Genomic DNA, 20,415 nt, shown 5'->3' on the forward strand with positions numbered 1-20,415 from the left:
TGCTACTCCTTATTCTGTCGTGCCTCACGAGCGCGACGCGTGCCGGACATCACCATGAGGACGATGATCAGCACGAATCCGAGAGGCAATCCAAACAGCGGCAAAGCAAGCACCGCCGGCCAGACCCCCTGGCCGAAACCGTTGTCCGCCCCGGCCCCGGCCGCTGTGCCGAGGATGACGGCAAGGAACGCGAGGATGGACAGACCCACCACACCCGCAACCATGTAAGCAAGGATGCGTTCGAGCCGGCTCACGGCGGGTGGAGTTTGATTGGTCACAGTCTCAAGGATACGGGGCGGGAACCGGTCCGACCGAATAGGCTGAGGGTGGTTGACGCGCATTCCGCGCGCCCGGAATCCAGCGAGGTCCAGATGCCCACCGGCAAGGTCAAGTTCTACGACGAGGAGAAAGGTTTCGGCTTCATCACCTCCGATGACGGCCACGAGGTCTTTCTCCACGCTTCTGCACTGCCCGCCGGAGTCACGGTCAAGGCAGGAACGAAGCTCGAATTCGGCATCGCCGACGGCAAGCGGGGCGCTCAGGCGCTGTCCGTTCGCGTTCTCGAGGCACCGCCGAGCCTGGTCAAACTCAGCCGCAAGCCGGCTGACGACATGGCCGTCATCGTCGAGGACCTGGTGAAACTCCTCGACGGCATCGGAGCGAGCCTGCGTCGCGGCCGCTACCCCGACAAAACCCACAGCCACAAGATCGCGGCCATGCTGCGCAAGGTCGCGGAGGAACTCGATGCCTGAGGTCGCTGCCGACGAGCGCCTGCTGTCCGCGGTCGACCAGGCGCGCACCGCCCTGCTAGAGATCACGCCGGCCGACAGCATCGGCGAACCCCTCGGCCATTTTGTCGAAGGCGAGCATGTGCTCTCGCTGCTGTTCGACTGCAACCTGTCCGGCTACCCGGGCTGGCGTTGGACGGTCACCCTCGCCCGGGTGGACGAGAACTCCGAGCCGTCGGTTCTGGAAGCCGAGCTCACGCCGGGCGACGACGCCCTGATCGCGCCGGAGTGGGTGCCGTGGTCTGACCGCCTGGCCGACTACCGCACGGCCCAGGAACTGGCTGCGGCCGTGGCCGTCGCTGAGGCATTGGGTGATGATGACGAATCGGACGACGACGACGAGTCAGACGACGAGTCAGACGACGAGTCAGACGGCGACGAAGACCGCGGCGAAGATGTGCTTGACGGGATCGACTTCGGTGAGGCCCTAACGGCGCCGGAACCGTACCCAGACAATCCCGAGCAGGCCGAGACCGAGGCCGATGAGGGCAGCCCAGAGCCACCAGCCCACTCCGGCGGCGGCGAGTTCGCCCCGAAAGACGAGCGCGAGCGCGAGCGCCACTAGCCAGCCGGCGGAGCCCGCAAGGAAAGCCTTGCGGGCATCCGTTCGAGCCGGCAGCGGGTCTGGCCGACGCTCACTGTCTCTCAGCCAGAGCCGCATGCCGAGGCCTACTTGCCCAGGTTCTGCACCACGAACTCGATCGAGCGGACGAGCTGGCGCACGTCTTCGGGTTCGATCGCGGTGAAGGTGGCAACCCGCAACTGGTTGCGGCCGAGCTTGCGGTAGGGCTCGGTGTCGGAGATCCCGTTGGCGCGCAGGGTCTTGGCGATGGCGGCGGCATCGATCGCGTCGTCGAAGTCGATCGTCGCGACCACCTGTGAGCGGTGCTCCGGGTTGGTGACATACGGCGTCGCGAACGGCACGCTCTCGGCCCAGTCGTAGAGAACGGATGACGATTCGAGGGTGCGCGCGGACGCCCACGCCAGGCCGCCGCTTCCATTGATCCAGTCGAGCTGGTTCTCGATCAAAAGAAGCGTGGCCACGGCCGGAGTGTTCAGAGTCTGGTTGAGGCGCGAGTTGTCGATCGCGTTCTTCAGGCTGAGGAACTCGGGAATGTAGCGCCCGCTCGCGGCGATTTGCTCGACGCGCTCGATTGCGGCGGGGGAGAAGAGCGCCATCCACAGGCCCCCGTCGGAGGCGAGGTTCTTCTGCGGCGCGAAGTAGTAGACATCCGCCTGGTCGGCCTCGTAGTCGATACCGGCCGCCGCGCTCGTGGCGTCGATCACCGTCAGGGCGTTGGGGTCGGCAACCACGCGGGTGACCGGAGCCATGACGCCGGTCGAGGTCTCGTTCTGGGGCCAGGCGTAGACGTCGATACCCTCGGTCACGACGAACTCGCTGCGCGATCCGGCCGGGGCCTTGACCACGTCGGGCGCTTCGAGGAACGGAGCGGCCGCGGCCGCGGCGAACTTGCCGCCGAACTCGCCGAAGACGAGGTTCTGGCTGCGGCGGAGAATAAGGGAGAACGCGGCGGCGTCCCAGAACGCTGTGGACCCGCCGTTGCCGATAATGACTTCATAACCGGCCGGGGCGCGAAGGAGGTCCGCGAGGCCGGTGCGCACGCGACCGACCAAGTTTTTGACGGGTGCCTGGCGATGGGAGGTGCCCATCACGCTCGCGCTGAACTTTAAGAGGTGTTCGAGTTGTTCTTTTCGGACTTTCGACGGGCCGCAGCCAAATCGTCCATCATCGGGCAGAAGTTCCGTGGGAATTTTCAGGTTCGACATAGGGCGATTCTAACGGCCGCTCTCGCGGCGATAAGGTTGGGAAGTACGTACCGAGCCGAGAGGAGCGCTGGGCATGACGGATCTCATCGACACCACCGAAATGTACCTCCGCACGATTCTCGATCTCGAAGAGGAGCACATCGTTCCCCTCCGGGCACGCATCTCGGAACGCCTCGGGCACTCCGGGCCGACCGTATCGCAGACCGTGGCCCGGATGGAGCGGGATGGTCTCGTAGTCGTCTCCGGCGACCGGCATCTCGAGCTCACCGTCGACGGGCGCAGTAAGGCCGTGCATGTGATGCGCAAACATCGGCTTGCGGAACGCCTGCTCAGCGACGTAATCGGGCTCGAGTGGGAATTCGTCCACGACGAAGCATGCCGCTGGGAGCATGTGATGAGTGAGCGGGTGGAGCGCAAGATCCTGGAGATGCTCGATCACCCGACCGAGTCTCCGTATGGCAACCCCATCCCCGGGCTCGATGAGCTGGGCGATTCGCCGGCCGTCGCGTTCATGGCCGGGGTGACGAGCCTTGTCGACCTGGTCGCCGGAACTGCCGGACCGGTCGCCGCCGTGGTGCGCCGTCTGGGCGAACCCGTTCAGGTCGACCCCGAGCTACTGGCCCAGCTGAAGAACTCCGGTGTGCTCCCCGGGGCCACGGGGGTTTTCTCCGCCGTGGGCTCCTATGTGCTCGTGCAGGTGCATGGGTTCGAGGACGGACTGGAACTGCCCAACGAGGTCGCCGGCCACATCTTCGTCGCCACACCGGCAGCGGTCGCCTAGCCATTCGGCGGACCCCGCCGGCCCCGTTGTCGTTGTGCCCTCGCCCCCACGATTTTGTTATCAATATGTTAGAAAATGTGGCCTGCGGCGTGACAAACGGATGGGCGTCAGTTAGCTTTGATCCGTCCACAGTCCAGATTCCGGTCGACGGACACGAATCAAGACGCCTTTCTTTCCCGTCTCTTGATTCGTTCCTCACACACGCGACGAGCGCAGTGGACGGGGCAACTACCTAGTGTTGTCGAGGCGCCGGAGGTAAACACTTTGGCCGCATTAGGTAAGAAGATTTTCCGTCGAGCCCCGAACTCGATAGCCACCACCGGGTTCATCACCCGCGGTTCCATCACCCGCGCTTCCCTCCCCAACGACGCCGAGCACGCCGAGCTCAGCCACTATCGGGCCGCCAGCCCCAGTTCCGGCGCGCGGTCACGCCGCCGGGGCGCCGTGGCGAACATCGTGTTCATGACTCTCGCCGGCGGCCTCGTCGCGACCATGGCCATCCCGGCGTATGCGTTCGCGCCGACCGAAGCGGAGTACGCGTCCACGGCCTCGGCCGAGTTGACCCAATCGGGTGCGCAGTCCGTGGCGGTCGGCGCCGCGGCCGATACTGTGAGCGTCGCGCGCGACGGGTTCACGGCCACCACCCCCGAGGAGCTGGCGGCGGCAGCGGCCGCAGCTGCGGCGGCGGTTGCCGCGTCCGAGGCAGCGGCCGCCGAGGGGCGCCGACAGGAAGCCGCGGCCGCGATGACCTCCTACGCCGCGTCGTATTCCGGCCCGTCGTCGGCCGACTACCTGGCTGCCCCGGCATACCCGAAGTTCGACCTGGCATCCGTCTACAGTGTCGCGGCCGGCTACCAGGGTGTTCCCTATGTCTACGGCGGGGCCACCCCGGCCGGCTTCGATTGTTCCGGGCTCATCATGTACGTCTACGCGCAGTTCGGCATCTCGCTGCCACATTCCTCGACCGGGCAGGGGGCGGCGGGCACCCGAATCCCCGAATCTGAGGCTCAGCCGGGTGACCTCGTCATCATGGACGGCCACGACGGGTTCTATGCAGGCAACGGCAACATCCTGCACGCGCCGTATGAGGGGGCGGCCGTGCGCGTGCAGCCGATCTGGACCAGCTCGTACTACATCGTGCGGCTCGGCATCTGAGCCTGCCGGAGGTCCGAGCCGCCCGCCCGACAGATGAATGTTTCGTAACACCTAGCACATTCGGCGTCCCGCACTTCGCGGTGGCGCCGAATGTGGGTTAACCTGTTGCTCTGATGTTTTGCGAGTCTTCGGGAGAGCCCATGCGCGAGCGGCGCACGATCCACACCATGGATGTGCGCTGCCGCTCTGCGCTGCGGCAGAGCAGTCGAGCAAACTTGAGTTGCGCGTGTCAGGGACATCGTGTGGCCGGTAGGGCGTTGTCATGGTGACAGCGCCCTTTTTGTTTGCCTGTTCGCTCCTTCTCACTGACTGTCGTAGTTCGAATGGCTGGAAGCCGTCCAGCCCTTTTCGAAAGGGAACGCATGCGCACACTGGTCCTCAATGCGGGGTATGAGCCCCTTGCCGTGGTGTCCTTCAAACGAGCACTCGTGCTGGTCATGAATCATAAGGCAACGATCGTGCAGGCCGACCAGGGGCATCCGATCTGTGCCGCCTCCGGTTCCTGGGAGCGGCCGAGCGTCATCTTGCTCACGCGTTACGTGCGCATCCCTCGGTCCAGGGCCGTGCCGGTCAGCCGTCGCGGGGTGCTGCGCCGGGACGAGCATCGCTGCGGGTACTGCGGCAAGACCGCCAGCACGATCGACCACGTAATGCCCCGGTCGCGCGGCGGCCGGGACACCTGGGACAATCTCGTGGCCTGTTGCCTGCGCTGCAACAACCTCAAAAGCGACCGGACGCCGGCCGAGATGGGCTGGAAACTCCTGTTCCACCCGGGATTGCCGGTCGGCACGACCTGGGTGGTGCGCGGCGCGGAGCGGCCGTTGCCGCAGTGGGATGAATTCCTTGCTCCTGCCGCCTGACCCGCCAATGTAACAGCGATGTAACGCCAGAAGGTGACTTCCTGGTCGCCGTCGCCTAGGGTTGAGGAGCGCCGAACCTCGATCTCGGTGTGTTAGAGGATCATCTGTTGCCCCAATCCGGCGTACCCGGCACTTCTGGTTCGCCAGAGACCCCGATTTTTCCGCTCTCGCGCCGCGAACTGCGTGCGCAGCGTGAGGCGGCAGAGGCTCGAGCCGACGCCACCGTGAACATTCCGGTGCGTATGGACGCGCCGGTGGCTGTGCGCATTCCCGATGCGGTTGGGGTGGCGGAAACCAAGATTCTGGATCTCAAAAAGGCGTCGATCGTGACGCGGAGCAACCGGCTCAATCAGGTCGTTTCGCCTCGGGTCGCTCCGGCCGTCAGCCGCCCGGTGCCGCGGTCGCGCCGCCGACGGCCCATGAAAATCGCGGTGACCCTGTTGGCCATTCCGGGACTGTTCCTCACCGCCGGCCTTCCGGCGTATGCGTTCGCGCCCGGTGCGAGCGACACCGCCTCGACGACGTCACGGGTTGCCGACACGCAGGGCGTCACGGTGGACAGTGGCGCCGCAGCCATCACCGTCGCTCGCGACGGTTTCACGGCGACCACGAGCGAGGAACTCGCCCAGCGGGATGCCGAGGCCAAGCGTGCACTGGCCGCCCGGCAGACCGCCGAGGCCGCCCGATCGGCTGCCACCGACTTCGCCGTATACAGCGTGCGCGCCAAGGGCGACGACTACCCGTGGTTCGACCGGGCCACCGACAATCAGGGCGGCGGACTGTCTCCGCTCGGCTACTATTACCGCGAATGCGTGGACTTCGTGGCATACCGGCTCAACCGCGACGCCGGGTCGACCGGCTCCCCGTGGACCTGGACCTGGAGCAAGCTCACCCCCAGCGGCGGCAACGCGAGCAACTGGGCCAGCGCCTGGGCCGATCAGGGCTGGGCCACCGGCGACACTCCCGTGGTCGGCGCGGTCGCCTGGTTCAACTACAACCACGTGGCCTACGTGCAGTCGGTCAACAGCGACGGCTCGGTCATTCTCGAGGAATACAACTGGAACGGCAGTCACGCGTACAACACGCGCACCGTGTCGGCCAGTGAGGTTCCGCTCTTCCTGTACCCGCCGACGTAAGCGCGTCGCAGCGGTGCGCTGCGGCGCCGGCAGACAACCGCTAAACTTCAGTGGCCAGCCTCTGTAGCTCAACGGAAGAGCAGTTCCGTCCTAAGGAAACGGTTGGGGGTTCGAATCCCTCCAGGGGCACCACGAGTCATCCGTCGATGCCGACCGGCCAGCACATAGCCCGTGTGACGACGTGTCCACGGAGCGGTCGACTTCTTCCTTTAGAGACGGGGGAATTCGCGTTTCGTCACGGAAATAGTGTGATTGACCTGATGTGCAGAATTGGCTTGAATTCCTTCCCGGAGTCAATGAAACTAATCGAACTCACTCAGCGGCGGCGCAACGGATGCGCGCACGAATCGATCGCTGGCGAAGCCGAGGAGAGCACCCATGGTTTGATATAGCGCGCGCGAAAAAATGCGAGCGAGCACCGGCGCCTGACGATTCCCGCAAACCCGACTCGCTGAGCGAGATCGCCAAGCCGTCCTGGCGGTATGTGCTGCGCAAGACCCTGCGGGAGTTTACGGCAGACCAGTGCCCCGACCTCGCCGCCGCCCTCACCTACTACGCCGTACTGTCGATCTTCCCCGCACTGATTGCGCTGGTCTCGCTCCTGGGAGTGTTCGGTCAGGGTGCAAACTCGACGAACTCTATCCTGTCGCTCGTTGACGAGGTCGCGCCCGGCGACACGGTCGACACTCTGCGCGGCCCGCTCGAGAAGTTCAGCGCGTCGCCGGCGGCCGGCGTCGCCCTCGTCGTCGGGATCCTGTTGGCGCTGTGGTCGGCATCCGGGTACGTCGGCGCGTTCAGCCGGGCCATGAACCGCATTTACGAGATCGACGAGGGCTGACCGTTCTGGAAGCTGCGCCCGATGCAGCTGGGCGTGACCGTGGTGTGCATCCTGCTGATAGTGGTGGCGCTTGTCGTTCTGATCGTGTCGGGTCCGGTCACCGATGCGCTCGGCAGCGCTCTCGGGTTGGGGCCGGTCGTCCAGTTCGTCTGGTCCGTCATCGAGTGGCCCATCCTGGCGGTAGCCGCCGCATTGATCATCGCAATCCTGTACTACACAACTCCCAACGCCCAGCAACCCAAGTTCCGGTGGATCAGCCTGGGTGCGTTACTCGCATTCCTCACCTTGGTGATCTCCTCATTCCTGTTCGGCCTCTACGTCACCAACTTCTCCAACTACGACCGCGCGTATGGTTCCCTGGCCGGCATCGTGGTGTTCCTGCTCTGGCTATGGATAGCCAACCTCGCCCTGCTCTTCGGTGCCGAATTCGACGCCGAGCTGGAACGGGGCCGTGAGCTGCAGGCGGGCATCGCCGCAGAAGGAGAACTTCAGTTGCCGCCCCGGGACACCCGCAAGAGCGACAAGGCCGCCGACAAGGTACGCGAGGACATCACGATCGGCCGACGTCTGCGGATGAAAAGCAAGACGAGTGACGACCCCGAAGCGACGAAGCAGAAGTGAAAGCACTCACCAGGCGAGCCCCGAAAAAGGTCTAGATCACGGCGGTGACCAACCCCGAAATCCACAAGCCCACGAAGCCATATGTGTCGTGGGAATGGAGGGCGTCTGGCCGGTGTGCACCTGGCGTTGGAGAAGAACCGACCGACCCGCTCGCCGTGGAGGACGTCGTCACCCACCGCCCTGCGTCCTGCGTTGTGCATTGCCGCCGGCGGTGCCAGTCTTGACGGATGCTGTTTCGGGGCCTTCCGGGATGAGCCACCAGATGAGGAGAACCGATGACCCTTTCATCCGATGAAGAGCTCGCCCTGGCCCAGTGGAGTCGACGGCTGACGCAGGCCCTGCAGCTCCTGGACCTCGAAGTCGACACCCAGGCGATCCTGCAGCTGGCCGAGGAATCACGGTCGGTGAGTCCCTCCGCCGGGCCCGTCAGTACCTTCATTGTGGGCTTCGCTGCCGGACAGGCAACCAATAGCGGCAAGAAGAACGTTCAGTCCGCCGTTGAGACCGCCCTGAAGAAGGTCCACGGGCTCGTGGCCGATGGCACTCAGGGCGGCCCGGACAACACGGGCTGGGTGGACTCAGCCCAGTAAGGGCGCTAGGCCGGAGCGACTGTCCCGGCACTGGTCGTTGCCGCCGGACCAGCCGGTTCAGGCACGGTCCCGGACGGCTTGAGGCGAACGATGACCGCCTTCGAGACCGGCGTGTTGCTGCCATCCGCGACGTGATCGAGCGGCACCAGGACGTTTGCCTCCGGATAGTAAGCAGCGGCGCACCCGCGTGGCGTCGGGTAGGAGACCACGCGGAACTTTCGCAGTACGCGCTCCTTGCCGTCCTTGTACTCGCCCACGATGTCCACCAGCTGCCCGTCGGCTAAACCGAGTTCGGTGATGTCTTCGGCGTTGACCATGATGACGTCGCGGCCCTTCCGGATACCGCGGTATCGATCGTTGAACCCGTAGATGGTCGTATTCCACTGATCGTGGGAACGCAGGGTCTGCAGAATCAGGGTCCCCATGGGCCGTTCCACCGGCTCCAGATCGTTCGCGGTCAACTCGGCTTTGCCCGTGGGTGTGTTGAAGGTGCGGGAATCGCGCGGGCCGTTCGGCATGATGAAGCCGCCGTCTTCCCGGATCCGCTCATTGTAGTTCTCACACCCCTCCACGACCCGGGAAATGTGATCGCGGATCAAGTCATAATTCTTCTCGAAGCCGTCCCAGTCGGCGTTGATCCTGTCACCGAGGGTCGCTTTGGCAAGCCGAGAGATGATCGTGACTTCGGACAGGAGTGTGTGGGCCACAGGTTCCACACTGCCCCAGGACGCGTGCACCGCGCACACGGTGTCCTCGACGGAGATGAACTGCGTGCCGGTCTCCTGCACGTCGATCTCAGTCCGGCCCATCGTGGGCAGGATGAGGGCTGCTTTGCCGGTGACGGTGTGAGACCGGTTGAGCTTGATGGAGATCTGGGCGGTGAAGTCACAATTCTCCATCGCCGCTTCCGCTGCGTGTGTGTCCGAAATCGCCGCCACCAAGTTTCCACCGAGGGCCAGAAAGAACTTGATTTTTTCTTCCTGCATGCGACGGATCGTTTCCACGGCGTCGGCACCGTGCTGCCGCGGAGGTTCGAAGTCGAACTCCTTGCCCAGGGCGTCCATGAACGCCGGGGGCATCTGCTCCCAGATGCCCATGGTCCGGTCGCCTTGGACGTTGCTGTGGCCGCGGATCGGGGACGCGCCGGCCCCAGGCTTGCCGATGTTGCCGCGCAGCAGCAGCAGGTTGATGATCTCCTTGATGGTGGCGACCCCCTTCTTCTGCTGCGTGATACCCATGGCCCAGGTGATGATGACCTTGTCCGCCTTCAGGTAACGCTCGGCGAGCTCGTCGATCTCCTCGATCCGCAAACCGGTCGCCTCGAGCACCTCCTGCTCGTCGAGCTGAGCAAGGTGCTCTTTCAGGTCTTCAAGGCCTTCGCAGTGCTCCGCCAAAAACGTGTGGTCTAAGACCGTGCCGGGGTTCCTGGCCTCAGCCTCGAGTACCCGTTTGGAAACGGCCTGAAGCAGGGCCATGTCGCCGCCAAGCCTGATCTGCAGGAACTGGTCGGCCAATTCGGTGCCCTTGCCGACGACGCCGCGAACTGTCTGCGGATTCTTGTACCGCTTCAGCCCTGCCTCGGGAAGGGGGTTCACAGCGACCAGGGAGCCTCCATTGCGCTTGCAGGCCTCCAGCTCGTTGAGCATTCGGGGATGGTTCGTGCCCGGGTTCTGACCCATCAAAATGATCAGGTCCGCCGCCGCAAAATCGTCAAAGGTGACCGTTGCCTTGCCGATGCCAATCGTCTGGCCCATGCCCCAGCCGGAGGACTCGTGGCACATGTTCGAACAGTCCGGCAGATTATTGGTGCCGTAACCGCGCACGAACAGCTGGTACAGGAACGCCGCCTCGTTGGACGTGCGGCCGCTGGTGTAGAAGGCCGCGTCCTCCGGGGAGGCCAGGGCGTTGAGCTTCGTGGCGACCAGTTCGATTGCCTCGTCCCAGGGGATGGGGCGGTAGTGGTCCTCGCCGGCGGGCTTGTAAACAGGCTCGGTCAGTCGGCCCTGCATGCCAAGCCAGTACTCGCTTCGTCCCCGCAGGTCGCTCACGGAATGCTCGGCCCAGAAGTCAGGACCGATGACGACGGGAGTCGCCTCCCAGGTGACCGCTTTGGCGCCCTCCTCGCAAAATTCGAACGCCTTGCGGTGGTGCGGATCAGGCCAGGCGCAACTGGGGCAGTCGAAGCCCTTCTTCTGGTTCATGGCAAGCAATGTCTTCCGGGTGCGGTCGACACCCATGTGCTCGAGCGCCGGCACGAGGGAATGCACTACGCCGGGGATTCCTGCGGCCCATTCCTTGGGCTTACTGACCTCGAGTTGGCTCTCGTCGGCTTCCTCTATTTTCGGAGTCTTGCTCACCATGGCCATCTCCTTCAGATCCAGTGGCTCCGAAGGAGGGCCCCCGAAGGCGGGGTGCACCCCCGGATCAACAGTAATCACCTGACGAGGGTCATCGGAAAGGAATGCCACTTTTCGTTAGGCGAGTGTGCGTGGTCGTCGGCAGAGCGGGTGCCGTCGTGAAGCATGGAACTCAATCTCAGATAGCGTCGTTATGCACGATCACACCGCTCCGGTCGTCTCCGATGATGCAACGTCCCGGAGACGACCTCGTCTGGAGCACCTCATGATTTCCCCCCGCATCGCATTCGTCGACGTCGACGGCACGCTCATGGAGACGGGCTCGGTGATCGCGGAGTCGGCGATCGCCGCGGTGCGCGCCGCCCGGCACAACGGGCACCTGGTGTACCTCAGCACCGGACGGGCGTCCGTGGAGATCTACCCCGCGATCCGCGACATCGGATTCGACGGTTTCATCAGCTCCGGCGGCGGGTTCGCGGAGATCGGCGATGAGCTCGTGATCGAACGCACGATGCCCGAAGCGGCCGTGGCCCGGATGATCAGCTTCTATGAGGAGTCAGGGTACGACTTCTACTTACAGTCCTTTGACGAGCTGTACCCGAGCCCCGGCGTGCATGACCGCTTCGCGGAGTACTACGCGTCCGACGAAAAGCGGAAGGCGGGAGCCGGCTATGCGACGGCATCCGTCACCGGTGCCGTCGCACACCCGGCGCTGAAGGCCTTCGTCGATGTGCGCCCCTTCAGTCTCACGGGCATCGCGAAGTCGGTGTTCCTCGCCGGCGACCTCCGGGCGTACGACCGGGTGTCGGACGCGCTCAGCGGAGACTTCCATGTCATCACCGGAACCATCCCGCACATGGGGCGCGGCAGTGGCGAGGTGACGTTGAATGGTGTGAACAAGGGCTCCACGATCCTGCGGCTCCTCGACCGGCTCGGCCTCGATGCGGCATCCGCCCTCGGCATCGGTGACAGCAGCAACGACATCGAGATGCTGCAGGTCTGCGGGGTCGGCATCGCCATGGGCAACGCCTCGGATGCCGTCAAGGCCTACGCCGACGAGGTCACCACCTCCGTGCAGGGCGACGGCGTCTGGAACGCCTTCCGCCGCCACGGTCTGATCTGACGCGTCGCGGCACCCATCGCCGGTGTCACCGTGCACGGACACCTCCCTGTTACCTGCGGGTTCTAAACTGGTGGCGCGCGGTGGCTGGCACCGCGACCTGGACGAGGAGCCTGCGTGACCCTGACCCCGATTGAGCCCGGCCAGGACGTGCTCGAGGCCGGACACCGCGCGGCACCGGCCCGAACCCTGGTCGACATCATGCTCGCGACCGCCGGCCGTCATCCGGGCGCGCTCGCCCTCGAAGACGTCGACGGGGCGATCAACTACCGGGACCTGGTGAGCCTGGTCACCGAGCAGGCGGAGCAGCTCAGTCGCCGCGGGGTGCGCCGCGGCGACACCGTCGGCATCCGGATCCCGTCGGGAACCCGGGAACTGTATCTCTCCATTCTGGCGACCCTCCTGGTCGGCGCCTCCTACGTGCCCGTCGATGCCGACGACCCCGAGGAACGCGCCCGGCTCGTCTTCGGCGAGGCCCGGGTCGTGGGCGTGATCGGGGCGCGCGGCGTGTTCGAAGTGCGCACCGGCATCGACGCGGAGATGTTCGCCGAACGGATGCTGGCGCCCGGGGACGACCTGGCCCTCGCCGGCACGATCGGCGCCATGCCGGCCCCCGACGACGATGCCTGGGTGATCTTCACCTCCGGCTCCACCGGGGTGCCCAAGGGGGTGGCGGTGGCCCACCGCTCCGCCGCCGCGTTCGTCGACGCGGAGGCCGACCTGTTCCTCCGGTCCGACCCGATCGGTCCCGCGGACCGGGTGCTGGCCGGCCTCTCCGTGGCCTTCGACGCCTCCTGCGAGGAGATGTGGCTGGCCTGGCGGAACGGTGCCTGCCTCGTCTCGGCGCCCCGCTCCCTGGTGCGTTCGGGGGTCGACCTGGGCCCGTGGTTGATCAAGCACGGCATCACCGTGGTGTCGACCGTGCCGACCCTCGCGGCCCTGTGGCCGGAGGAATCGCTGGAGCGGGTGCGGCTGCTGATCTTCGGCGGCGAAGCCTGCCCACCCGAGCTCGCCTCGCGCCTCGCCGTGCGCGGCCGGGAGGTCTGGAACACGTATGGCCCGACCGAGGCCACCGTCGTCGCCTGCGCCGCCCTGCTCGACGGCCGCGGGCCGGTGCGGATCGGGCTTCCTCTGGCCGGCTGGAACCTTGCCGTGGTGGACGCCGCCGGTGCCCGGGTGGCCCACGGCGAGACCGGGGAACTCATTATCGGCGGGGTCGGGCTGGCCCGCTACCTCGACGCCGGCAAGGACACCGAGAAGTACGCCCCGCATACCGAGCTGGGCTGGCACCGCGCCTACCGCAGCGGCGACCTGGTGCGCTACGAGCGCGAGGGTCTCGTGTTCGTCGGCCGTGCCGATGACCAGGTCAAGCTCGGCGGCCGGCGTATCGAACTCGGCGAGATCGAGGCGGCCCTGCGCGCGCTCCCGGGGGTGGCCGGAGCGGCCGCGGTCGTGCAGAGAACCCCGGCCGGCAACCAGATCCTGGTCGGCTACCTGGCCCAAGTGGAGGGGGCCCTCTTCGACCGGGCGGCCGCCAACATCCGTTTGCGCGAAGAATTGCCGGCCGCGCTCGTGCCGCTGCTGCACGTCGTCGATGAGCTGCCCACGCGCACCTCCGGCAAGGTGGACCGCGGTGCCCTGCCCTGGCCCCTTCCCGCCACCGGGGGTGAGCAGGCGGAGGCCTTCTCGCCGACGGCGGCGTGGCTTGCCGCCGGCTGGGCCGCCATCCTCGGGGTGTCGGCCGACGGCCCCGACGCGGACTTCTTCGCCCACGGCGGCGGGTCGCTCTCCGCGGCCCAGTTCGTGTCGACCATCCGCGAGCGGTTCCCCGACACCCGAGTCTCCGACATCTACGACTACCCCCGGATCGGTTCCCTCGCCGACGAGCTCGACGGACGCGCACCCGCGGCGGCGCGTATCGTGCGGGAAGTTCAGCCGGTGCCCCGGCGCAGCCGCCTCGCCATCACCCTGCTGGGAGTGCCGCTGCACGTGCTGGTCGGCGCGCGTTGGCTGGTCTACCTCGCGGCGGCGAACAACCTGCTCGCGGGCTGGGCAGGCGCCTCCTTCGCGCCCACCATCTCCTGGTGGTGGGTGGCGCTCGGGTTCGTACTCTTCGTCACCCCGCCCGGCAAGATGGCCATCTCCGTCGTCGCCGCCCGGCTGCTGCTGCGCGGCGTGGAGCCGGGCAATTATCCGCGCGGCGGATCGGTGCACCTGCGCCTCTGGCTCGCCGAACAGGTGGCACTTCTCTCGGATGCCGTGAGCCTGGCCGGTGCCCCCTGGATCAGCTACTACGCCAGGGCCCTCGGCGCCCGCATCGGCACCGACGTCGACCTGCATTCCCTGCCGCCGGTAACCGGGATGCTGGACATCGGTGCCGGGGCAGCCATCGAACCCGAGACCGACCTGTCCGGCTACTGGATCGACGGCGACGTGCTGCGCATCGGGCCGGTGCGGATCGGCGCCGGCGCCACGGTCGGCTCCCGCAGCGCACTGCTCGGCGGCGCCGACATCGGGCGGGGCGCCGTAATCGAACCGGGCTCGGCCGTCTCCGGACCGGTGCCGCCGGGTGAACGCTGGGCCGGGTCCCCGGCCGCCCGCATGGGCGCCGCCCGCGGCTCCTGGCCGGCCGAGCGCCCGCCGCGCGGGACCCGCTGGCTGACCGCCTTCGCGACAGGGGCCATCGCCATGACGGCCCTGCCCGCGATCGCGGTGCTTGTCGGTGCGCTCATCGTCGGGGCGTCCATCGGCGACGCCGCTACCCTGGCCGACGCGGCCGCGCGGGCCGCCCTGGCCATCCCGCTCGCGGTCGTGGCAGCCGGGCTGGTCTACGCGCTGCTGGTGCTCGGCTCCGTTCGGCTGCTCGGTGTGGGCCTGCGGGAGGGGTACTACCCCGTGCGCAGCCGGATCGGCTGGCAGGTCTGGATGACCGAGCGCATCCTCGATGGCGCCCGAACGCTCCTGTTCCCGATCTACGCGAGCCTGCTCACCCCGATCTGGCTGCGCCTGCTCGGCGCGAAGGTGGGCGCCGGCGTGGAAGCCTCCACCGTGCTTCTCATCCCCGCCCTGACGACCATCGCCCCGGCCGCGTTCCTCGCCGACGACACCATGGTCGCCTGTTACGAACTCGGCGGCGGCTGGCTGCACATCGGGCCGGCCAAGATCGGCCGCCGGGCGTTCCTCGGCAACAGCGGCATGGCGGGCGCGGGCCGCACGGTGCCGCGCAACGGGCTCGTCGCGGTGCTCTCCAGCACGCCGCGGAAGGCGAAACGCGGGTCGTCCTGGCTGGGCAACCCGCCCGAACGGCTGCGCCGCACCGTGACGGATGTCGACGAGGCCCGCACCTTCCACCCACCGGTCCGGCTCGTCACCATGCGGGCGCTGTGGGAGATGCTCCGGATCGTGCCGGTCATCGTCACGGTCCTGATCGCCCTCGGCGTGCTCGTCGCCCTTGATGCGCTCTGGCTCACGGTCGGCCTGGTGTGGACGATCGCGCTTTCGGGTCTGGTGCTGCTGGCCGCGGGGGCCGTCGCCGCCCTGGTGACCACGGCCGCGAAGTGGTTGCTGGTGGGCCGGATCGACGCCACGGAACATCCGCTCTGGTCGTCGTTCATCTGGCGCAACGAGGTGTCGGACAGCTTCGTCGAGATGGTCGCCCGACCCTGGTTCGCGGCGAAGGCGGCCGGCACGCCGGCACTCGCCGTGTGGCTTCGCACTCTCGGCGCGCATATCGGGTACGGCGTGTGGTGCGAGTCCTACTGGCTGCCGGAGGCGGACCTGGTGAGCATCAAAAACGGTGCGACCGTGAACCGGGGCTGCGTGGTGCAGACGCACCTGTTCCACGACCGCATCATGCAACTGGACAGGGTCACCCTGGCGGCGGGCGCCACGCTCGGGCCGCACAGCGTGATCCTGCCGGCTGCCGACATCGAGGAGGGCGCCACTGTGGGGCCTGCCTCGCTGGTGATGCGCGGGGAACGCGTGCCGGCCGGGTCGGTGTGGTCGGGCAACCCCATTTCGCCGTGGCGCCGTCTGCCATGGCAGACTTGATGCCCACCATGCCTCGCACCCCACCACCCTCAGGCCCCGCTCATTGCCTCACTCAGAGCCTCACTCAGAGCCTCACCCCGCTGCCGCCCACACCCGCGCTCGGCCCGGCCGGCGTTCGAGGGGCTCCGACCCACGGCGCCGCCACCGCGGGCGACCCGTACCTGCCGGGCAACGGGAATGGCGGTTACCTCGCCCTGCACTACGACCTGAACCTCGACTACCGGGTGGCCACCAATCAGCTGCGGGCCACGGCCACCGTGCAGGCCCGGGCATCGATGAGGCTGGACCGGTTCAGCCTCGACTTCGACGGTCTCACTGTGGACCGGGTCACCGTCGACGGGGTGCGGGCGCTGAAGGTGAGCCAGAGCGCGCGCAAGCTCACCATCACGGTGGTGGCGACGATCGAGGCCGGGGCGCTGTTCGAGGTGACCGTGCGGTATCGCGGCGCGCCGCATCCGTTGAAGAGCATCTGGGGCGAGGTCGGCTGGGAGGAACTCGACGACGGCGTGCTCGTGGCCGGCCAGCCCACGGGGTCGGCGTCGTGGTTCCCCTGCAACGACCACCCCAGCAACAAGGCCTCGTTCCGCATCCGGGTCAGCTGCGAGGACCCCTACACGGTCGTGGCGAACGGTACGTTGATCGCGCGCACGAGCCGGTCTGGCCGCACCAGCTGGACCTACGAGGTGAAGGAGCCGATGGCCACTTACCTGGCCACGGTGCTGATCGGCCGTTACCGGCGCGCCGACGCCGCCGCCGCCCCGGTGGCCCAACGCATCTTCTTCCCGGCAAACCTCGCTCGCGAGGTGGCGGTGGACTTCGCCCGACTTCCGGAGATGATCTCCCTCTTCGCCGACCTCTTCGGTCCCTACCCGTTCGACGCCTACTCGGTCGTGGTCACCGACGACGAGCTGGAGATCCCGCTCGAGGCCCACGGTCTTGCCATTTTCGGTCGCAACCACGTCGACGGTGCGCACGGCAGCGACCGGCTGATCGCCCACGAACTGGCCCACCAGTGGTTCGGCAACAGCCTGACCGTCGTGCGGTGGCAGGACATTTGGCTGCACGAGGGGTTCGCCTGCTACGCCGAGTGGCTGTGGGCGGAGGCCGGCGGTGGACCAACGGCCGATGCGAGTGCCGCCGTGCACCGGACCGAGATCGAGGCCTTGCCGCGGGACATCGTCATCGGCGAACCGGGGCCGCACGCCATGTTCGACGACCGGGTCTACAAGCGCGGCGCCCTGGCCCTGCACGCGGTGCGCCGGTCGCTCGGCGACGACGCCTTCTTCGGCGCCGTGCGCGCCTACACGCGGGCGCGCCGCCACGGGTGGATCTCCACCGATGACCTCGTCGAGTTCTTCTCCGTGCACACCGACAGCAGCGACATCCGACGCATCGTCGACCGCTGGATCTACCGGAGCGCCCTGCCCAAGCTCTAAGCCGGCGCGTTTGCGTCGTGACGGATGTCCGCGGCCGGCACCAGGCGAACGGTCGGCTCGCCCGAGGTGAGCACGCCCTCGGTGAGCACAGCCACTGTTCCGACCAGTCCCGGGCCGGGCTCGACGCCACGGAGCATGATCGCATCGATGGGGACGCGGGCCCCGTGCCAGCCAGCGAGGCGCGGTGCGTCCGGGCTTCGGCGGCCCGGCAGGGTGATGGTGAGGTCGCGGGGGTCCACCCGGAGCCCGTCGCCGGTGCACTTCAGTGCGGCCTCCTTCGCGGTCCACAGCCGGGCCCGCGCTTCGGCGGCGTCGACGCCCGACAGCTCGCCCAGGACGGCGAGCTCCGCCGGTCCGAACGCGACGGCGTCGAACCTGGCCCGGGAGACATCCGCGACGCTCTCGATGTCGATCCCGACCGGCCCGAGAAACGTCAGGGCGTACGCGACACACCTGCCGGCCCGGCTGAGGCTGACGTGCAGCGGGCGGGAGGCAGGGTGGGAGGCGGCGCGGGAGCCTGACGTGGTGCCCGGCGGAACCGCCACCTGGGGCCGGCCGTGGTCCCGGCCGTCGCAGTGCGAGCAGCGCCGGTCGATGCGCACGAAGAGTGGATCGACGCCGAGCACCACGGCGGCCGCGGCGGCCAGGAACCGGCGGTCTGCGGCATCCGTGGCCCCGCGGGGAGCGATGACGATGACGACGTCGTCACCGTCTGGTTCAGGGTTCACGCCCCCAACGTACCGCCCGCCGCCGCCGGTGCCGGTCAGCGTCGGGCGTTACCGGTGCGACACTGGTATCTGGTAGTTAGGGAGCGCGCGTGGCACTGATCGACAACGCTGTATATGTGAAGGGCCGCAGGGCCGCGAACCCGACGACGCTCGACGAGACCTATGAGGTGATGAAGGCCCACCAGGGCTTCGCCTGGATCGGGATGTACCGGCCCTCACCCGACGAGGTGCGCTCGGTCGCGGCCGAATTCAGCCTGCACCACCTCTCGGTCGAAGACGCGCTGAAGGGCCACCAGCGGGCGAAGCTGGAACGCTTCGACGACATCCTCTTCGTCGTGCTGCGTCCGGCCCGCTACCTCGACCAGGAAGAACGCGTCGAGTTCGGTGAGCTGCACGTTTTCGTGGGCCCCGACTTCGTGGCCACCATCCGCCATGCCGAGTCGCCAGACCTCGCACAGGTGCGCGAGCGCATGGAGAAGACGCCGGAGCTGCTGGCCCTCGGGCCGGAGGCCGTGCTCTACGCCATCCTCGACCAGATCGTCGACGAGTACGGGCCGGTCGTCGCCGGGCTGGAGAACGACATCGACGAGATCGAGGACCAGCTCTTCGACGGCGATCAGGCCGTCGCCCGGCGCATCTATGACCTCTCCCGGGAGGTGATCGAGTTCCAGCGTGCGACGCAGCCGCTCGTGGGCATGCTGGAGTCGTTGCAGAAGGGCTTCACCACCTACAACGTCCCCGCGGAGCTCAGCCACCACCTGCGCGACGTGCTCGACCACACCCTGCGGGTTGTCGAGCGCGGCGACGCGTTCCGCCAGCTCCTCGACAATGCCCTCACCGTGCACAGCACCCTTGTCACCCAGCGCCAGAACGAGGAGACCCGGCGGTTGTCCGAGACCAGCCTCGTCCAGAGCGAAGAGGTCAAGAAGATCTCGAGCTGGGCGGCCATCCTCTTCGCTCCCACGCTCGTGGGCACCATCTACGGCATGAACTTCACCCACATGCCCGAGCTCACCTGGGTGTTCGGCTACCCGTTCGCACTCGCCCTGATGCTCGCGATGGGCGTCGGCCTCTTCGGCGTCTTCAAGAAGAACGGATGGCTGTAGCCGGCGCCGGCTGGGCAGCACGCCAGGCATCGACCTCGGCAGCCAGGGCCGCCTTCTCCCCGTTCGTCAGGAACGACGCCTCGATCCCGTTCCGTGCGAGCAGGGCCAGCCGGTCCGGTCCCAGGCCGAACTCCGCATCGACCGCGGCCAGGTTGTCGTCGATGTAGCCGCCGAAGTAGGCCGGGTCGTCGGAGTTGATGCAGGCGAGCAGCCCGCGGTCGAGCATCCGCACGATGGGGTGATCGGCGAGGGTGTCGATCACGCGCAGCCGCACATTCGAGAACGGGCAGACCGTGAGCGGGATGCGGTCCCGCACAAGCCGGTCAAGCAGCACCTCGTCTTCCAGGCTGCGGATGCCGTGGTCGACGCGTTCCACCCCGAGCAGGTCGAGAGCCTGCCAGACGTAGTCGGGCGGTCCTTCCTCGCCCGCATGCGCCACGAGGCGCAAACCGTTCTCGCGGGCCAGAGCGAAGACCTCGGTGAAGAGCTCCGGGGGATAGCCGACCTCGGCCGAGTCCAGCCCGATGCCGTCGATCGGCACCCCACCGGCGAGAATCTCTCGAAGGATCTGCAGGGCCTCGGCGGGCGGACGGTCCCGGAGGAACGTCACGATCAGCTTCGTGCTGATGCCCCACTCGTCGACCGACCGGTCCAAGGCGTCGCGCACCCCCGCTAGGGCGGTGACCAGCGGGACGCCCCGGCTCGTGTGCGCCTGCGGGTCGAAGAAGAGCTCCGCGTGCCGCACCCCGGCCGTGCGGGCGCGGGCCAGGTAGGCGCGGGTCAGGTCGGTGAAGTCGATCCGTTCGCGCAGCACGTCCAGGGCCCGGTAGTAGAGGTTCAGGAACGACTGCAGGTCGGCGAAGTCGTACTGGGCGCGCAGCTCCGCCAACGACGCCCACGGCAGAGTCACCGCGTTCCGCGCGGCCAGCTCGAAGAGCAGCTCCGGTTCGAGGGTTCCCTCGATGTGCAGGTGGAGTTCGACGAGGGGGAGTTTCATTGCACCATTCTCGCCGAGGCGAGCCGAATCGCTGACGGTCGCACGCGGATCCGGAAGCCCCGCT

Annotated in this window: 16 protein-coding genes, 1 tRNA gene and 1 pseudogene; 13 read left to right on the top strand and 5 right to left on the bottom strand. The window is 67.3% G+C overall.

Translation table 11 applies throughout. From position 1 onward, the window contains the following. Window positions 1-2: 2 nt before the first annotated feature. Window positions 3-278, bottom strand: coding sequence for a hypothetical protein (locus E3O62_RS07670; RefSeq protein WP_134398047.1), 276 nt, complete (start codon window positions 276-278; stop codon window positions 3-5). Window positions 279-371: 93 nt separating this feature from the next. Between E3O62_RS07670 and E3O62_RS07675 the strand changes: the two genes are divergently transcribed. Then, the gene (locus tag E3O62_RS07675; RefSeq protein ID WP_104171911.1) at window positions 372-752 is read left to right on the top strand and encodes a cold-shock protein; all 381 of its coding nucleotides are present in this window, start codon (window positions 372-374) and stop codon (window positions 750-752) included. Next, window positions 745-1,353, top strand: a complete 609-nt coding sequence (locus E3O62_RS07680) for a DUF3027 domain-containing protein (RefSeq protein ID WP_134398048.1) — start codon at window positions 745-747, stop codon at window positions 1,351-1,353. The genes E3O62_RS07675 and E3O62_RS07680 overlap by 8 nt, the downstream gene beginning before the upstream one ends. Before the next feature lie 104 nt (window positions 1,354-1,457). On the opposite strand, the gene serC is transcribed toward E3O62_RS07680, so the two are convergent. Next, entirely contained in the window at window positions 1,458-2,576 is a 1,119-nt protein-coding gene (gene serC, locus E3O62_RS07685) for a phosphoserine transaminase (RefSeq protein WP_134398049.1), read from the bottom strand. A gap of 73 nt (window positions 2,577-2,649) precedes the next feature. Between serC and E3O62_RS07690 the strand changes: the two genes are divergently transcribed. The 7 genes and pseudogenes from E3O62_RS07690 to E3O62_RS07720 all read left to right on the top strand — a co-directional run bounded on the left by E3O62_RS07690 (window position 2,650) and on the right by E3O62_RS07720 (window position 8,557). Next, window positions 2,650-3,357 carry a metal-dependent transcriptional regulator gene (locus E3O62_RS07690; RefSeq protein ID WP_134395014.1) on the top strand — a complete coding sequence of 236 codons (708 nt, stop codon included), beginning with the start codon at window positions 2,650-2,652 and terminating at the stop codon, window positions 3,355-3,357. A gap of 264 nt (window positions 3,358-3,621) precedes the next feature. After that, window positions 3,622-4,512 carry a C40 family peptidase gene (locus E3O62_RS07695; protein ID WP_241973368.1) on the top strand — a complete coding sequence of 297 codons (891 nt, stop codon included), beginning with the start codon at window positions 3,622-3,624 and terminating at the stop codon, window positions 4,510-4,512. A gap of 362 nt (window positions 4,513-4,874) precedes the next feature. Then, window positions 4,875-5,372, top strand: coding sequence for an HNH endonuclease (locus E3O62_RS07700; RefSeq protein WP_104100118.1), 498 nt, complete (start codon window positions 4,875-4,877; stop codon window positions 5,370-5,372). Between the two features lie 254 nt (window positions 5,373-5,626). Beyond that, window positions 5,627-6,508, top strand: coding sequence for a CHAP domain-containing protein (locus E3O62_RS07705; protein WP_166786441.1), 882 nt, complete (start codon window positions 5,627-5,629; stop codon window positions 6,506-6,508). 57 nt (window positions 6,509-6,565) lie between these two features. Further along, window positions 6,566-6,640 (top strand) — tRNA-Arg (locus tag E3O62_RS07710). A 256-nt stretch (window positions 6,641-6,896) separates the two neighbouring features. Beyond that, window positions 6,897-7,967, top strand: a pseudogene (locus E3O62_RS07715) (YihY/virulence factor BrkB family protein). Between the two features lie 275 nt (window positions 7,968-8,242). Beyond that, window positions 8,243-8,557 carry a DUF6457 domain-containing protein gene (locus tag E3O62_RS07720; RefSeq protein WP_134394975.1) on the top strand — a complete coding sequence of 105 codons (315 nt, stop codon included), beginning with the start codon at window positions 8,243-8,245 and terminating at the stop codon, window positions 8,555-8,557. A 5-nt stretch (window positions 8,558-8,562) separates the two neighbouring features. Here the strand turns inward: E3O62_RS07720 and E3O62_RS07725 are convergent, their stop codons facing one another. After that, window positions 8,563-10,917, bottom strand: coding sequence for an FdhF/YdeP family oxidoreductase (locus E3O62_RS07725; protein ID WP_134398051.1), 2,355 nt, complete (start codon window positions 10,915-10,917; stop codon window positions 8,563-8,565). 262 nt (window positions 10,918-11,179) lie between these two features. Between E3O62_RS07725 and E3O62_RS07730 the strand changes: the two genes are divergently transcribed. From E3O62_RS07730 to E3O62_RS07740, 3 genes are all read left to right on the top strand, one after another. After that, the gene (locus tag E3O62_RS07730; protein ID WP_166786442.1) at window positions 11,180-12,037 is read left to right on the top strand and encodes a Cof-type HAD-IIB family hydrolase; all 858 of its coding nucleotides are present in this window, start codon (window positions 11,180-11,182) and stop codon (window positions 12,035-12,037) included. 114 nt (window positions 12,038-12,151) lie between these two features. Further along, window positions 12,152-16,084, top strand: coding sequence for a Pls/PosA family non-ribosomal peptide synthetase (locus E3O62_RS07735; protein ID WP_370448895.1), 3,933 nt, complete (start codon window positions 12,152-12,154; stop codon window positions 16,082-16,084). After that, the gene (locus E3O62_RS07740) at window positions 16,084-17,520 is read left to right on the top strand and encodes a M1 family metallopeptidase (protein ID WP_241973369.1); all 1,437 of its coding nucleotides are present in this window, start codon (window positions 16,084-16,086) and stop codon (window positions 17,518-17,520) included. Before E3O62_RS07735 ends, E3O62_RS07740 begins: the two co-directional genes overlap by 1 nt. On the opposite strand, the gene E3O62_RS07745 is transcribed toward E3O62_RS07740, so the two are convergent. Continuing rightward, window positions 17,517-18,248: a 4'-phosphopantetheinyl transferase superfamily protein gene (locus E3O62_RS07745; RefSeq protein WP_166784642.1), complete on the bottom strand. Its 732-nt coding sequence runs from the start codon at window positions 18,246-18,248 to the stop codon at window positions 17,517-17,519. The two genes, E3O62_RS07740 and E3O62_RS07745, sit on opposite strands and share 4 nt — an antisense overlap. Before the next feature lie 89 nt (window positions 18,249-18,337). Here E3O62_RS07745 and E3O62_RS07750 point away from each other — a divergent pair, with 89 nt between their 5' ends. Further along, on the top strand, window positions 18,338-19,354 hold the full coding sequence (locus E3O62_RS07750) for a magnesium and cobalt transport protein CorA (RefSeq protein WP_134394971.1): 1,017 nt from the start codon (window positions 18,338-18,340) through the stop codon (window positions 19,352-19,354). On the opposite strand, the gene E3O62_RS07755 is transcribed toward E3O62_RS07750, so the two are convergent. Continuing rightward, window positions 19,332-20,351 (bottom strand): adenosine deaminase, encoded by a 1,020-nt coding sequence (locus E3O62_RS07755; RefSeq protein WP_134398053.1) that lies wholly within the window; start codon window positions 20,349-20,351, stop codon window positions 19,332-19,334. The two genes, E3O62_RS07750 and E3O62_RS07755, sit on opposite strands and share 23 nt — an antisense overlap. Window positions 20,352-20,415 lie beyond the last annotated feature (64 nt).

This window comes from Cryobacterium sp. TMT2-15-1 (assembly GCF_004402345.1).
GTDB lineage: Bacteria > Actinomycetota > Actinomycetes > Actinomycetales > Microbacteriaceae > Cryobacterium > Cryobacterium sandaracinum.

Coding starts and splice junctions, on each gene's coding strand:
- E3O62_RS07675 (WP_104171911.1), top strand. CDS start 372: ATGCCCACCGGCAAGGTCAAGTTCTACGACGAGGAGAAAGGTTTCGGC.
- E3O62_RS07680 (WP_134398048.1), top strand. CDS start 745: ATGCCTGAGGTCGCTGCCGACGAGCGCCTGCTGTCCGCGGTCGACCAG.
- serC (WP_134398049.1), bottom strand. CDS start 2,576: ATGTCGAACCTGAAAATTCCCACGGAACTTCTGCCCGATGATGGACGA.
- E3O62_RS07690 (WP_134395014.1), top strand. CDS start 2,650: ATGACGGATCTCATCGACACCACCGAAATGTACCTCCGCACGATTCTC.
- E3O62_RS07700 (WP_104100118.1), top strand. CDS start 4,875: ATGCGCACACTGGTCCTCAATGCGGGGTATGAGCCCCTTGCCGTGGTG.
- E3O62_RS07720 (WP_134394975.1), top strand. CDS start 8,243: ATGACCCTTTCATCCGATGAAGAGCTCGCCCTGGCCCAGTGGAGTCGA.
- E3O62_RS07725 (WP_134398051.1), bottom strand. CDS start 10,917: ATGGTGAGCAAGACTCCGAAAATAGAGGAAGCCGACGAGAGCCAACTC.
- E3O62_RS07730 (WP_166786442.1), top strand. CDS start 11,180: ATGATTTCCCCCCGCATCGCATTCGTCGACGTCGACGGCACGCTCATG.
- E3O62_RS07740 (WP_241973369.1), top strand. CDS start 16,084: ATGCCCACCATGCCTCGCACCCCACCACCCTCAGGCCCCGCTCATTGC.
- E3O62_RS07755 (WP_134398053.1), bottom strand. CDS start 20,351: ATGAAACTCCCCCTCGTCGAACTCCACCTGCACATCGAGGGAACCCTC.